The organism is Sulfurihydrogenibium subterraneum DSM 15120, from assembly GCF_000619805.1.
In the GTDB taxonomy this organism is placed as follows: domain Bacteria; phylum Aquificota; class Aquificia; order Aquificales; family Hydrogenothermaceae; genus Sulfurihydrogenibium; species Sulfurihydrogenibium subterraneum.
Genome location: NZ_JHUV01000008.1, coordinates 272,436 through 285,387, shown reverse-complemented (window position 1 = coordinate 285,387; position 12,952 = coordinate 272,436). Strand labels below are relative to the sequence as shown.

General features: G+C 30.4%; 15 protein-coding genes. 8 read left to right on the top strand and 7 right to left on the bottom strand.

What is annotated here, in order from left to right:
- The first annotated feature begins 99 nt into the window (after window positions 1-99).
- The 4 genes from Q385_RS0102205 (at window position 100) to Q385_RS0102190 (ending at window position 3,710) form a co-directional block, all read left to right on the top strand.
- A complete protein-coding gene (locus Q385_RS0102205; RefSeq protein WP_028950101.1) occupies window positions 100-1,239 on the top strand; it encodes a pyridoxal-phosphate-dependent aminotransferase family protein in 1,140 nt (379 codons plus the stop codon).
- A 12-nt stretch (window positions 1,240-1,251) separates the two neighbouring features.
- Window positions 1,252-1,887, top strand: a complete 636-nt coding sequence (gene pspA, locus Q385_RS0102200) for a phosphoserine phosphatase PspA (RefSeq protein WP_028950100.1) — start codon at window positions 1,252-1,254, stop codon at window positions 1,885-1,887.
- Complete coding sequence (gene hisZ / locus Q385_RS0102195) at window positions 1,877-3,148, top strand: ATP phosphoribosyltransferase regulatory subunit (protein WP_211245378.1); 1,272 nt, start codon at window positions 1,877-1,879, stop codon at window positions 3,146-3,148. Before pspA ends, hisZ begins: the two co-directional genes overlap by 11 nt.
- A 79-nt stretch (window positions 3,149-3,227) precedes the next feature.
- Complete coding sequence (locus tag Q385_RS0102190; protein ID WP_028950098.1) at window positions 3,228-3,710, top strand: FKBP-type peptidyl-prolyl cis-trans isomerase; 483 nt, start codon at window positions 3,228-3,230, stop codon at window positions 3,708-3,710.
- Window positions 3,711-3,722: 12 nt separating this feature from the next.
- Here the strand turns inward: Q385_RS0102190 and Q385_RS0102185 are convergent, their stop codons facing one another.
- The 5 genes from Q385_RS0102185 to tatB are packed head-to-tail and all read right to left on the bottom strand — an operon-like array spanning window position 3,723 to window position 6,544.
- Window positions 3,723-4,160: a Fur family transcriptional regulator gene (locus Q385_RS0102185; protein ID WP_028950097.1), complete on the bottom strand. Its 438-nt coding sequence runs from the start codon at window positions 4,158-4,160 to the stop codon at window positions 3,723-3,725.
- A 5-nt stretch (window positions 4,161-4,165) separates the two neighbouring features.
- Window positions 4,166-4,774 carry a flavin reductase family protein gene (locus Q385_RS0102180; protein WP_028950096.1) on the bottom strand — a complete coding sequence of 203 codons (609 nt, stop codon included), beginning with the start codon at window positions 4,772-4,774 and terminating at the stop codon, window positions 4,166-4,168.
- A gap of 1 nt (window position 4,775) precedes the next feature.
- The gene (locus tag Q385_RS0102175; RefSeq protein ID WP_028950095.1) at window positions 4,776-5,447 is read right to left on the bottom strand and encodes an LOG family protein; all 672 of its coding nucleotides are present in this window, start codon (window positions 5,445-5,447) and stop codon (window positions 4,776-4,778) included.
- A complete protein-coding gene (gene tatC, locus Q385_RS0102170; protein ID WP_028950094.1) occupies window positions 5,440-6,201 on the bottom strand; it encodes a twin-arginine translocase subunit TatC in 762 nt (253 codons plus the stop codon). The genes Q385_RS0102175 and tatC overlap by 8 nt, the downstream gene beginning before the upstream one ends.
- A 1-nt stretch (window position 6,202) precedes the next feature.
- Window positions 6,203-6,544: a Sec-independent protein translocase protein TatB gene (gene tatB / locus Q385_RS0102165; protein ID WP_028950093.1), complete on the bottom strand. Its 342-nt coding sequence runs from the start codon at window positions 6,542-6,544 to the stop codon at window positions 6,203-6,205.
- Window positions 6,545-6,633: 89 nt separating this feature from the next.
- On the opposite strand from tatB, the gene Q385_RS0102160 reads away from it, so the two are divergent.
- On the top strand, window positions 6,634-8,013 hold the full coding sequence (locus Q385_RS0102160) for an RNA-guided endonuclease InsQ/TnpB family protein (RefSeq protein ID WP_028950092.1): 1,380 nt from the start codon (window positions 6,634-6,636) through the stop codon (window positions 8,011-8,013).
- 25 nt (window positions 8,014-8,038) lie between these two features.
- Here Q385_RS0102160 and Q385_RS0102155 read toward each other — a convergent pair whose 3' ends face one another.
- Entirely contained in the window at window positions 8,039-10,606 is a 2,568-nt protein-coding gene (locus Q385_RS0102155) for a BamA/OMP85 family outer membrane protein (RefSeq protein ID WP_028950091.1), read from the bottom strand.
- An 86-nt stretch (window positions 10,607-10,692) separates the two neighbouring features.
- On the opposite strand from Q385_RS0102155, the gene Q385_RS0102150 reads away from it, so the two are divergent.
- The 3 genes from Q385_RS0102150 to Q385_RS0102140 are packed head-to-tail and all read left to right on the top strand — an operon-like array spanning window position 10,693 to window position 11,974.
- Entirely contained in the window at window positions 10,693-11,097 is a 405-nt protein-coding gene (locus Q385_RS0102150; RefSeq protein WP_028950090.1) for a Fur family transcriptional regulator, read from the top strand.
- Entirely contained in the window at window positions 11,081-11,671 is a 591-nt protein-coding gene (locus tag Q385_RS0102145) for a sulfite oxidase-like oxidoreductase (protein ID WP_028950089.1), read from the top strand. The genes Q385_RS0102150 and Q385_RS0102145 overlap by 17 nt, the downstream gene beginning before the upstream one ends.
- A 12-nt stretch (window positions 11,672-11,683) precedes the next feature.
- Window positions 11,684-11,974 (top strand): ferredoxin, encoded by a 291-nt coding sequence (locus Q385_RS0102140; protein ID WP_028950088.1) that lies wholly within the window; start codon window positions 11,684-11,686, stop codon window positions 11,972-11,974.
- A gap of 120 nt (window positions 11,975-12,094) precedes the next feature.
- Here Q385_RS0102140 and Q385_RS0102130 read toward each other — a convergent pair whose 3' ends face one another.
- On the bottom strand, window positions 12,095-12,952 hold the full coding sequence (locus Q385_RS0102130; RefSeq protein WP_028950087.1) for a YicC/YloC family endoribonuclease: 858 nt from the start codon (window positions 12,950-12,952) through the stop codon (window positions 12,095-12,097).

The following is a 12,952-nucleotide window of genomic DNA, read 5'->3' as shown; positions in this document are numbered from 1 at the left end:
TTCGACCTACCTCCTCCAAAATTTTGGGAGTTAGATTTAGTCTAACTCCCCCTTTTTATGTTAAAATATTTAAAAATTTTTAGCTTTGGAGGAAATCTTTTGATTAAAGAGAGGCTATTTACTCCCGGACCTGTGCCACTTCCACCGCAAGTTATAAAAGCACTTGGTCAACAGATAATCCACCACAGAACTCCAGAATTTACAAATATATTTTTACAAACAAGAGAGAAGCTCCAAAAGCTCTTAAATACAAATAGAGATGTTTTAATGTTTGCTTCTTCTGGAACAGGAGCTATGGAAGCTTCTATAGTAAACTTTTTTAATGAAAAGGATAAAGTTTTAGTTATAAATGCAGGAAAGTTTGGAGAGAGATGGAGAGATTTAGCTAAAACCTTTGGACTGCAGGTAATAGACTATCAGATAGAGTGGGGAAAAACTTACGATAAAGATAAAGTAAGTGAGTTTGTAAAGAATAATCCAGATTTAAAAGGAATACTCGTTCAGCACTCTGAGACTTCAACTACAACCCTTCACGATTTAAAGTTTTTAGCTGAAATGTCAGCCTCTTTAGAGGACTGTCTTTTAGTTGTTGATGGTATCACTTCTGTAGGCGTTTACAAAGTTTTTCCAGAAGAGATAGGTATAGATATCCTTATAACAGGAAGTCAAAAAGCTTTAATGCTTCCTCCTGGACTTTCTATATTGTACTACAGTGAAAAAGCTGAAAAGAGATTAGAAAAAAGTAATCTACCAAAGTACTACTTTTCTGTAAAAGCAGAGAGTAAAAAGCAAGGAAAAGGTCAAACTGCCTACACACCTGCTATAAATCTGATAATTGCTCTTAACGAAAGTCTTAACCTTATATTAGAAGAAGGACTTGATAACTTAGAAAAAAGACACTTTATTTTAGCCCAGATGACACGACAAGCTATGAAAGAGCTTGGATTAAAACTTCTCTCTGAAAGCCCTTCAAACTCTGCAACAGGAGTATTTACTCCAGAAGGTATAGATGCGGATAAATTTAGAAAAGATTTACTAAAAATAGGTGTAAGAGTAGCAGGAGGACAAGACCACTTAAAAGGAAGAATAATAAGAATAGCCCACATGGGATACTTTGATTATCTTGATATGATAGAAGTTATCTCTGCAATAGAGATAGCACTATATAAAAATGGTTATAAGGTTGACCTTGGAAAAGGTGTAAAAAAAGCTCAAGAAATATACATAAACAGTCTTTAAGGAGATATAAAAGTGGTTAGAATCATCTTTGTAAGGCACGCAGAGAGTTTGTGGAATCCAATCGGAAGATACCAAGGAAGACTTGACCCTGAATTAAGCGAAAGAGGTCATAGACAAGCAAAACTTATAGGAAAGGCTTTAAAAAAGTATAACCCTTCTGCCTTGTATTCAAGTCCACTTAAAAGAACATATCAAACTGCAGAGTATATAAGTCAGGAGCTGAATTTACCAATAATTAAAAATGAAGATATTATAGAGATTGACCACGGAGATTGGTCAGGGTTGTTAGTTGATGAAGTGAAAGAAAAATACCCAGATATGTTTAGACAGTGGATATACCAGCCTCACGAAGTTAACTTTCCAAATGGAGAATCTTTAAAGGACGTTTTTGATAGAGTTAAAAAATTTTTAGCTGATATGCTGTCAAAACATGAAGGTGAAACGGTAGTGGTTGTATCCCACACAGTACCTATAAGAGCATGTTTAACATCTGGTTTAAATCTTGATATGGATAAGTTCTGGAGCTTTGGCTGTGATAATGCATCTTACTCAATATTAGACTACGACCCAGTAAGACCTATATTATACAAACTAAACAATACTTATTATCTTGGGGAAGAGTTTGTTCCCGCTTTAGATGCACTTTAAGGATAGTAAAGTGAAGATAGATTTACCAAAAGGTGTTAGATGTTTTAGCGTAGAAGACAGCTTTCTATTAGATTATATAGAAAAAACTGTAGAAAAAATCTTTAAACTTTGGGGATATGATAAAATTATCCTTCCTACGATTGAGTACTATGATGTTCACAGCCACATTTTCTCTCCTGATATAAGAAAAAATCTATTTAGAATTATAGATAGATTTGAAGGGGAAATACTTATACTACGAGCAGACTTTACAACTCAGATAGCAAGATACATTGCATCTTTAAAAGATAAAGACTTCCCTATTAGACTTTATTATAGTGGAGATGTATTTAGATATACTGTTCCAAAAGGTAATAAACTTTATGAAAGAAAACAGATAGGTATAGAGTTAATAGGTGTTTCACAGCTGGAAGCTGATGCAGAAGTTTTAGCAGTTGCAACCTCTTGCCTAAAAAGCTTAGGAATAGAAAACTTTCAGATAGATATAAACAACGTAAAACTATTGCAAGTTTTAAAGCAACTTTTAAACCTTTCTCAAAGTGAGTATCAAGAATTTTTAAGTTATATTAAAAACAGGGAGATTTATAAGTTAGAAAATTTCGTAAAAGATTTAAACATAGATGAGAAATTAAAGAGTTTTATTATCTCTTTGCCTACATTAAACGGAAGTATTGATATGATAAAAACTCAAGCAGACCAGCTTAAAGATTATCCAGAAATTTATCAAGTTTTACAAGAACTTATAAAAATATACACAATTTTACAAGAATACGACCTTCACAAACATGTATTTTTTGACCTATCAGAACCCAGAGAGTTTGATTACTACACAGGAATGGTTTTTGAGATTTTCATTAAAGATTTTCCAAAGCCAGTTGGCTACGGTGGAAGGTACGATAGACTGTTAAATCAGTATAACGGTAATTATCCTGCTACAGGTTTTGCCTTTGAAACACTGTATCTTTTTGATTACTTAAAAAAGTTAAATTTAGATTTGAACCTTCAGAAAGATTATTACATTATAGATACAACAGAAGATAAGACTTTGGCTTATCAGATAGCTAAGTATTTAAGAGAAAAAGGTTTTTCTGTTGCAAGGGACATAGTTAAAAGAGAAGTTGATAAGTCTATGGATTTTGCATTTAAAAACGGTTTTAAAAAAGTTATACTTATTACCCTTGAAAATTCAGAAAAAAAGGTTTATATTTTTAACAAGAAAAAAGAAAAAGAGATATTTAATCTTGAGGGTATTTTCAAATAAAGGTAGTTCGGGGTTATCTTTATCTGAGAGTATCCGTATAGCACCTTAAGGTGCTAAATATTTTTAAAGGAGTTATAGTATGGAAGTAGGAGACAGAAAAGTTGTGTCTTTTGAGTACACACTCAAGGACAAAGAAACTGGAGAAGTGATTGATGCAAGTGCAGGTCAACCACTAACATTTTTAACAGGTGTGGGAGAAATAATTCCCGGTTTAGAGTCAAGAATGTACGGAATGAAACAAGGAGAAAAAAGAGTTATAGAAGTTCCAGCAGAAGAAGCTTATGGTCTATCTGATCCAAACTTAATTCAAAAAGCTCCAAGAGAGTACTTCCAAGGTATTGACCTTGAAGTTGGATTACCTTTACAAGCTCAAACTCCAGAGGGTCAAATTATTAGTATGGTTGTAGTTGATTTTGATGAAAACACTGTTACAGTCGATTTAAACCATCCTTTAGCTGGAAGAGATCTTGTGTTTGAAATTGAAGTTGTAAATGTTAGAGAAGCTACTCCAGATGAGATATTACATGGACATGCTCACGGAATAGGTGGTCATCATCACTAATAAAAAAGGGGGTTAGCCCCTCTTTTTTAACTTTTTTTGACATTCATTACATATACCAAAAATTTCAAGTCTGTGGTAAGAAGGTTTAAACTTAAACTTTTTACAAATTTTATTTTGAATTTTTTCTATTTTTTCGTCCTGAAACTCAATTATTTTCCCGCAGGATAAACACACTAAATGGTCGTGATGTTCTTTTAAATTTACTTCATAATAGGTTTTATTACCATGTTTTATAACTTCGTTTATAAGTCCAAGATCTTTTAAAATAGACAAAGTTCTGTAAACTGTTGCCCTTGAAGCTTTAATCTTTTTATCTTTAAGTTTGTAGGCAAGCTCTTCTATTTCAAAGTGTCCTTTTATTTTCAATAATTCTTTGAGTATATCTTTTCTTTGTTTTGTTAATTTTAGATTTTTTTCTTTTATTAACTTTTCAATTTGCTCGCTGTTCATCTTTCTTACCTCTTATCAGGTCTTTTTAAAGTAAATATATTTTCATAAGATATATAGCAGTAGTCAGCTCCTCCTAACCTTCCAACTATTTTTAATTTTTTATTATCCACATAACCTTTTTCATTTAAAAGTGAGTCATCTATATGGTATCTTAAAATTTCTCCAAAAATCAGTCCCATATCTGCTATTTCTAAAATCATGTACTTTTTACACTCAATGTTAATGGGAGATTCTTTTATCCTTGGTGCTTTTACTAAATCAGACTGTATAGGTGTTAACTCTGCCTCTTTAAACTCGTCAATCTCTTCGTCAAATGGAAGAGCTGTAATGTTCATTTTTTCTACTAAATCGTATGTAACAACGTTTATAACAAACTCTCCTGTTTCTTCAATGTTTTTCCATGTGTCTTTTTTCTTTTTTTCATCTTTTTTACCAATAGAGATAGCTACTAAAGGTGGAGATGAAGATATACCCATATAAAAGCTAAACGGTGCAATGTTGTATATACCATCTTTTGAGACTGTTGAAATCCAAGCGATAGGTCTTGGAACTATAGTACTAATCATTAACTTGTATATTTTGTCTTCTGATAAATTTTTTGTATCAAAAACCATATTAAAACTCTCCTAACTCTTTTGAATGTTTAATATACCAACTTTCTATGTAATCTACAACTTCATCTATATTATCCATAATTTTAAATATTTCTAAATCTTCTTCATCAATATAACCAATTTCTAAAACATTCTTTTTTAACCACTGTAAAAGTCCGTCCCAATACTCTTTTCCAAATAATATCAATGGAAATGGTTTTAGTTTTTTAGTTTGTATAAGTGTTAAAGTCTCAAATATTTCATCTAAGGTTCCATATCCACCTGGAAAGAGTACAAAAGCAGTAGCATACTTGACAAGCATAACTTTTCTTGCAAAGAAGTAGTTAAAGTTTAATGTTAATGTTAAATATGGATTAGGTTTTTGTTCTTTTGGTAGTTTTATGTTAAGTCCTATAGAGTTTCCTCCTGCTTCAAAAGCTCCCCTGTTGGCAGCTTCCATTATTCCTGGACCCCCTCCTGTGACTATTGTAAATCCTTTCTTTGCAAGTTTAAATCCAAGTTGTCTTGCAGAGTCATAATAATTATTTCCCTCTTTTACCCTCGAAGACCCAAATACAGTTACACTTGGCTGGTAATCTGGCATTACTTCAAAGCCATCTATAAAGTCTCCGATAATTTTAAAAAGTCTCCAAGACTCTTCTTTTTTAAGCTCATTTATGATGTAGTTATTCATTTTGTAGCTCCTTGTACTTTGTACTTTTTGGATAAAGTATCTTTGCCATAATTATGGAAATCTCATAGAATAAAATCAATGGTATAGCAAGCATTAATTGGCTAAATACGTCCGGAGTTGGGGTTAATATAGCTGCAACTATAAAAGCCAGAACGATAAAGTAAGGTCTTGATTTTTGTAAAAACTCTGGCGTTATTAAACCAAGCCTTGCAAGTAATGATAATATTACTGGAAGTTCAAATGTTAACCCAAAAGCTAAAATCATTCTTAAAATAAAAGAGATATACTCTTTTACGGAAAAAATAGCCTCAGCTCCAAGTTGGATATTACCAAAGTTAATAAAAAATCCAATTGCTACAGGTAGAACAAGGTAAAATGAAAACAAACATCCAATAGCAAAAAACAATGTAGTGAAAAATACAAATGGTAATGCTAATTTTTTTTCATGTTCGTATAAAGCAGGTTCAATAAACTTCCAAACTTGATAGAAAACAAAAGGAGAAACTATTATAAACCCTGCTAAAAATGATATTTTAAATGCTGTAAAAAAAGGCTCTGTAGGTGATAGGAAGTATAGTTTTAGGTTAGGGTTAACTTTTAAAAGAGGCTGTTTTAATAATTCAAATAAATAATTTGCTTTAGTGAAGGCTACAACAGTTCCTATTATTAAAGCAAGGACTATTCTTATGAGTCTTGTTCTTAACTCTGCAAGATGTTCTGTTATTGGAGCTTCTGGAAGTTGCTGGTTTTCCATCTTATACCTCTTTTGATTCTTTTTTAAAGCTTATTTTTTCTCTTTCTACTTCTTTTTTATTTTCAGATTTTTTTATCTCTTTTTCAAACTCTTCATCAAAAGAAGTTTTTAAAGTTTCTTCATTTTTCACAGGTTTATAATCTTCTACTTTTATCTCTTTTTCTATATTTTTAACAGAAGACAGGTCATTTACTACAGAAGACTTTACTTCATCAACAGAAGATTTAATTTCTCTATAGAATTTACCTAAGGCTCTTGCTACCTCTGGAAGTCTTTGAGGACCTAAAACTATTAAAGCTACAATCATTATCAATAAAAGCTCTTGAAACCCTATACCAAACACTATATTTTGCCTCCTTGACTCTATTAATAAAAATTCTTATAATTCATTATAGGATAATAAAAAATATTATTCAATTAAGTTCCTAAAGAATGGACACAATAACATTAACTTTAAACATTCAAATAAGCAAAAAATCAGCAGTCAATAAACTATCAAAAGCATCTAAAACATTCCAGCATTTTAAAAACCTAATCTATATCACTGCATACGAGTATTTTAAACACACAAAAAACATAACACCTTTTTTATCTGTAAACTTTTTAGAAAAATACATAAAAGGAAAAGAAAAACTACCATTTGAAAATCAAAAAATAAAAGATATGCAAAAGCAATTAATAGACCTGTGGCAAAACAAAATAGGCTCTGATACAGCAAAAATGCTTATAAACGTAATTGTTAGAGAGTGTAAATCTATAATTGCCAAATGGAAAACAGAAGAAAAAGCAAACCTACCACTTCCAAGAAAATTATCTAAACTACACTTTTACACAATAGAAACAAATCCAAATATGATTATAGATAAAAGAAATCTAAAAAGAGGAAAATCAAACCATATAGTAGTCAGAATAGGAAAATCATTTGGATCGATAAAGATAAAAGTTCCTGAAGGAATAAATACAAACCATTTAAAAATAATCTGGAGAAAAGAAGGGTTTATAGATGTGTTTTTAACATATCAGCAACCATTAGAAAAACTAAAACTCAATAAAGATAATTTTCTATCAATAGACATAGGAATTAACAACTTTATATCTACAATATCAAACAAAGAAAACGTAAGAAGTTTTATAATAAACGGAGAACCATTAAAAGCATTTAATCAATGGGTAAATAAACTATCTGCAAAACTACAATCAGAAAACAAAGAAAAAGAGCACAAATTACTGTGGAATTATAGAGATAAAAGAATAAGCCAATTTTTTGCAAGTGTATCAAACCTATTAGTCTCATTAGCATTAAAAGAAAACATAGGAACAATAGTAATATCAAAAGGATTAATGGAAGAATATCAGAAAGAAAGTGATAAAGGAAAAAGATTTAATCAAACCTTTAGAGCTATTCCATTTGGGAAATTTATACAGATGCTTAAATACAAATGCCAGATAGCAGGGATAGACTTAATAATAACAGAAGATGAAAGCTACACGTCAAAAACATCAAGTATAACTGGAGATTTAAAAGCAAAAGAATTTAATGGAAAAAGAGTAAAAAGAGGTCTTTTCAAAGACCATATTACTAACAAAGTCTACAATGCAGACTTAAATGGAGCGTTAAACGTAGCTATTAAAGGAATAGGTAGAAAGATAAGAGAGCAGTTTTTAAAACTGCCAAACTGGTTAGACAAATTATCAAGACCAATAAAAGTGAATTTATTTAACAAGTATTCGGCGAGTGTTTTAAAAGACATAGCCGATAGTATTTCCCTATCGAAAGATAGGCGAAGGACACCTTTGGAAACAGTTTGTTAGATTTTGTTATGTTTTCAAGGTGTCCTTAAAAATCAAGTCCTATACTAAGCTCTATTCTGTATCCACTTTCTCCCACTTTTCTGTCTAACTTTTTTGCATAGTCTAAAATAAGTGAACCTGCAGGAGTAGGGACATAGATTCCTATTCCAGCTGTTTCTCTAAATTTATGACTTTTATACTCTTTAAAATCTGTATAAACATTTCCTAAATCATAGAATGTAAGTAAATAAATATTATACTTTGGATAAACTAAAAATCTTAAATCGTTGTTTATAAGTATATAGCTGTTTCCTCCAATCCCTTTTTCCCCTGCAACCTCATCTATACCAAAACCTCTTAAAGATGATATACCACCTAAAAAGTATCTTTCTGATGCTGGTAAGTAGTTGTTGTTTTTAAATATATATCCCGTTGAAAATCTTGGAGAGAAAACCACATAATTTAAAAATTCCTGATAAAACCTTAGAGAAAGCTCTCCGGAAAAGTAGTTTACATCTTTAAAAGATTGAGAAATTTTAGATATAAACAGATAACCTTTTTTAGGGTCTATTTTAGAGTTTCTATGGTCGTCAGTCAAAGATAAGGATATTTTAAATTGAGAATAACTTTTTACAGGGCTTGGTAAGGTTAGTTTATCTAAAGAACTGTCTTTACTTTCAAAGGTTATCCTTGATTTTACAAACTTGTTGTGAAACTTTTCTACAAAAAAATCAAATCCTTGTGAAGAAAGGTCAAAGTATCTTCTATACTGTGTGTTTTTATATACAGATACAAAAGAAGTCAAACTATATGGAAGAAGTCTACTGCCAAAACTTAGTCTATAGTTTGTTTGGAAGTTTGACCTTTCCAAATAGATTGAGCTTTCAAGTCCATATTTAAAAAGATTTTTAAGAATTAATGCTGTAGATACTTTAAACTGCTGGTCTGTACTATAACCTACACTACCTTGGAGTAATCCCCTTTTGTCATCGTGGAGAATTATAGCTTTATCTAAAACTTTTTCTTCTTCGTTTTTTAAAAATACAGGATTTACATAATCAAATAGTCTGGAATCGTATAGTCTTGTTATTGCCATATCTAATACCTTAGGATCAAAGGTATCTTTTACTCTTAACTGCCACTTTACTACTTCTGTATTTAAGTGATTACTGCCGTATATAAACGTTATTCCATTTTTATAAATAGAACCTTTTTCGTATATAAAGTTAGCAATTACTTCTACTTTATCTTCTTTTTCTTGAGTTGTAATGTTTAATAACACATCACCATCTAAAAATCCATCTTCTTGAAGACTCTTTTTTAATGTTTTTTGGATCTCTACTATCTCACTTGGATTGTAAACCTTAGGTAGTTTACCATCTATTTTTGTTTTGTAATTTTCTTGATTTATTTTTGTAAGTAAGTATTTTTTTCCTTTGAAAAAGGATATTTCAATATCAACTAAACCTTTATCTTTAATAGTCTCTTTTAAAGAGTAGTTTACAGAAAGATAACCTTCTGAGTAGAATTTCTGTTCTATTTTTTCTAAAAAATCTTTTAATTCTTTCTTGTTATAGTAATCGCTTACTATTTTGCTAATGTTATCTTTAATCTCTGGAGTATCTGTTTTTATTTCTAATTTATCAACTTTATACCTTTTTCCTTCTTCTATGTTTATGTTTATTATAGAAAACAACGAATAAAGACCTTTATAAAGGTCTTCTGACTCTGATACTTCGTAAGACACGTTTACATCTAAAAATCCATTACCTTTATAAAAATCAATAATCCTTTCTTTAGATTGATTTAACTGATAGTAGTTAAAGCCGTTCTCTTCAAGGGTCAGAAGCTTTCTTAATTCATTTTCATTGAAAGTTTTATTTCCTATAAAGTTAACATTGTACTTTGTTCCAAAATTTATAGCTATATAAAGGTTTGCATAATTTTCATTTACTTGTTCTATATCTTGAAGGTTAATAAAAGCATCGTAATAACCACTTTTTCTAATAAATGTCATTAGATTGTCTATCTTTTTTTCTATCTCGTCAAAGTAAAGGTAATCTCCATTTTTTAACTTAAGAACTTTTAAAAAAGTTATTTTGTCAAGCTCGGAAATATTTTGGTCTGAAAGAAAAATTATATCGTTTAGTTTTGTTTTTTTACCTTCGTTTATTTTTAAGTTTATGGTTGCATAGCCTTCTGGAGTGTAATTAGATGTTATATCTACGGTAGCAAAGAGAAAACCCTTATCAGCGTAAAATTGTCTTATTCTGAGAGGTATACTTTGAAGTAAAGATGAGTCAAAAGTGTAGTTTTCATTCAAGCCGGTAATTGCTTTTATTTCTGATTTCCAAAAGCTTTTGTTTCCTGATATATTTAAAGCTTTAAGTATTGGTTTTCTTTTTAAAACTAGTTTGTTATCTTTTATCTCTACACTTTCAAAATCATCTGTTTGTTGGAATAAAGTTTTTAATAGCTCTAAATCCTTTGTTTTTTCGTAAACCTCTAAAGCGTTGTTTTTAGGAAGCTGATAGTTTGAGATTATAATATCATCACTACAATAGGCATCTCCTAAGAACAACATTAGTATAAAAAAAATAGATTTAATCCTCATTAACTCTCCGTATGTTTAAAATCATTTAAAATCTGTTAATAAATTATAATATTATTGTACTTGGAATTTTTGTATGAGGTAAAGTGGTGCAAAGAAGAAACACTAACCAAAGAAAAATTATATATGAGATAGTTAAAAGTACAAATATACATCCAACTGCAGACTGGATTTATGAAAGGGCAAGGTTTTACATTTCAAACATCAGCTTAGGTACTGTTTACAGAAACTTAAAAATATTAAAAGAAGAAGGCTTTATTATTGAAATAAACGACGGAAAACAAAGCAGGTTTGATGCAAGGACTGACAGACACTACCACTTTAAATGTGTAAAGTGTGATGCCATATACGATATTGACCTTGATATAATACAGATTAATATGGATTTAAAAAGGCTTTCAAAAAAAGGTTTTAAAGTAGTAGATGTAAACATAGATATAGAAGGTATATGTCCAAAATGTGCAAAAGGAGATAGGCTTGAGAAGAATAATTAGCCCTATAAATTTTAGACCTGATAGACTTCCACCAGGTCAACATTGGACTGATAAGCTTATTATTTTAGGTATATCAGACCCTCCTGAGCTGAATTTATCTGAATATAGGCTTAAAATATTTGGAGAGGTTGAAAAACCTGTTGTTTTAACATGGGAAGATATACTGGATTTAGAGCCTGTTGAACTTGTTGCTGACTTTCACTGCGTAACAAGATGGAGCTGTAAAGACGTTGTATGGCAAGGATTTCATGTAGATGAATTAAAAAAGATAATTAATATAAAACCAACTGCTAAATCAGTTATGATACATTCTTTAGATGGATATACAACTAACGTTCCCATAGAGTACTTTTTTGATGAAGATGTAATTTTTGCCTATAAACTTTTTGGAAAACCTATACCACCAGATAATGGTTATCCTTTAAGACTTATTGTCCCAAAACTTTACTCTTGGAAAAGTGCAAAGTTTGTATCTGGTATTGAATTTATGCCAGAAGATAGACCTGGCTTTTGGGAAATGAGAGGTTATCATATATTAGGAGAGCCTTGGAAAGAACAAAGATACTCATATTAACGGAGGTTTACGATGGTAAAGCTAAAAGTAGTTGTAGATAGAACTCTATGTGAAGGTATTGGCGTATGTGTTCCTGAAGCTCCTAAATATTTGGTTTTAGATAAAAGACATAAAGCTGTAATATTAGAGCCTGGTAAAGATAAAGAAAAGCTATTTCAAGAAGTAGCAGAAAAGAAAAGACAGGAAGTTGTTTTAGAGTTATCAGATGATGAATCAGAAGATATGTTTAGGGCAGCAGAAGCCTGTCCTGTAAAAGCAATATTCATATATGACCCTGACACAGGCGAACAACTTTACCCTTAGGAGATAAAAATGCTTGATAAAATATACGGTTTATACGAAAGGAACATAAAAGTAGTGCTAATAGTTATACCAGTAATTCTTTTTGCAGTAATGGCTTATCTTTACATAAAAGCTGGATAACTACTCTATGTTTTGAACTTGCTGGCGAATTTTTTCCAGCTGAGTTTTCATCTCAACAGTGTAATTACTAAAGTCTGGCATTTTGTTCCCAAGAGTATTTATCTCTCTATGCATCTCTTGACATAAAAAGTCTAACTTTCTGCCTACAGGTTCATCTAACTTTATTAGCTGATAAAATCTTTCTAAGTGAGTTTTTAACCTTATTACTTCTTCTGTAATATCCATTTTATCTGCAAGTAGTGTAGCTTCTATAAAAGTTCTTTCTGAGTAATTTTCTCCAAGTAGTTGTTTGACTTTTTGATAAACTTTTTCTTTTGCTTTTTCTAATATAACTTCTTTTTCGCTTTCTATTTTTTCTGTGTAATCTTTTATTATGTTTAATCGGTTTTCTATATCTAAAATTAATTTGTCTCCTTCTCTTTTTCTCTCTTGTTTTAAAAGTAAAATACTTTCTTTTACTGTGTTTATTACGTCCTCTTTTAACTGATTTGGTAGTTCCTCAGAATTATTTGAGTTTAATTGATAACTTAAAATATCGTATATTTTGTCGTCTGTAAGGTTTAAGTTTAGATTGTTTATTAAATCCTTTATTTGAGAGAGAATAGTTTTTAATTTTTCTACATCTAAAACGCTGGATAGACTTTGATAGGTTATATTTATCACTACCTGAAAAGTTCCTCTTTCAAAATTTTCTTGAAAAAGTTTTCTAATATCTAAGTCTAAGTACATTACAACATTTTTATCTCCTTTTAGAGACAAATCAAAACCTTTACTGTTTAAAGATTTTACACTTACAGCTATCTCGTAGTTTGAAAATGTTTTTTTAACAAAAGCAAATCCTGTCATACTGTATGGCAT

Bases quoted from the DNA above. Each gene is read 5' to 3' on its own strand.
- hisZ (WP_211245378.1), top strand. From the start codon at position 1,877: ATGCACTTTAAGGATAGTAAAGTGAAGATAGATTTACCAAAAGGTGTT.
- Q385_RS0102155 (WP_028950091.1), bottom strand. From the start codon at position 10,606: ATGAGGATTAAATCTATTTTTTTTATACTAATGTTGTTCTTAGGAGAT.
- Q385_RS0102130 (WP_028950087.1), bottom strand. From the start codon at position 12,952: ATGCCATACAGTATGACAGGATTTGCTTTTGTTAAAAAAACATTTTCA.
- Q385_RS0102190 (WP_028950098.1), top strand. From the start codon at position 3,228: ATGGAAGTAGGAGACAGAAAAGTTGTGTCTTTTGAGTACACACTCAAG.
- Q385_RS0102180 (WP_028950096.1), bottom strand. From the start codon at position 4,774: ATGGTTTTTGATACAAAAAATTTATCAGAAGACAAAATATACAAGTTA.
- Q385_RS0102175 (WP_028950095.1), bottom strand. From the start codon at position 5,447: ATGAATAACTACATCATAAATGAGCTTAAAAAAGAAGAGTCTTGGAGA.
- Q385_RS0102160 (WP_028950092.1), top strand. From the start codon at position 6,634: ATGGACACAATAACATTAACTTTAAACATTCAAATAAGCAAAAAATCA.
- tatC (WP_028950094.1), bottom strand. From the start codon at position 6,201: ATGGAAAACCAGCAACTTCCAGAAGCTCCAATAACAGAACATCTTGCA.
- Q385_RS0102185 (WP_028950097.1), bottom strand. From the start codon at position 4,160: ATGAACAGCGAGCAAATTGAAAAGTTAATAAAAGAAAAAAATCTAAAA.
- Q385_RS0102140 (WP_028950088.1), top strand. From the start codon at position 11,684: ATGGTAAAGCTAAAAGTAGTTGTAGATAGAACTCTATGTGAAGGTATT.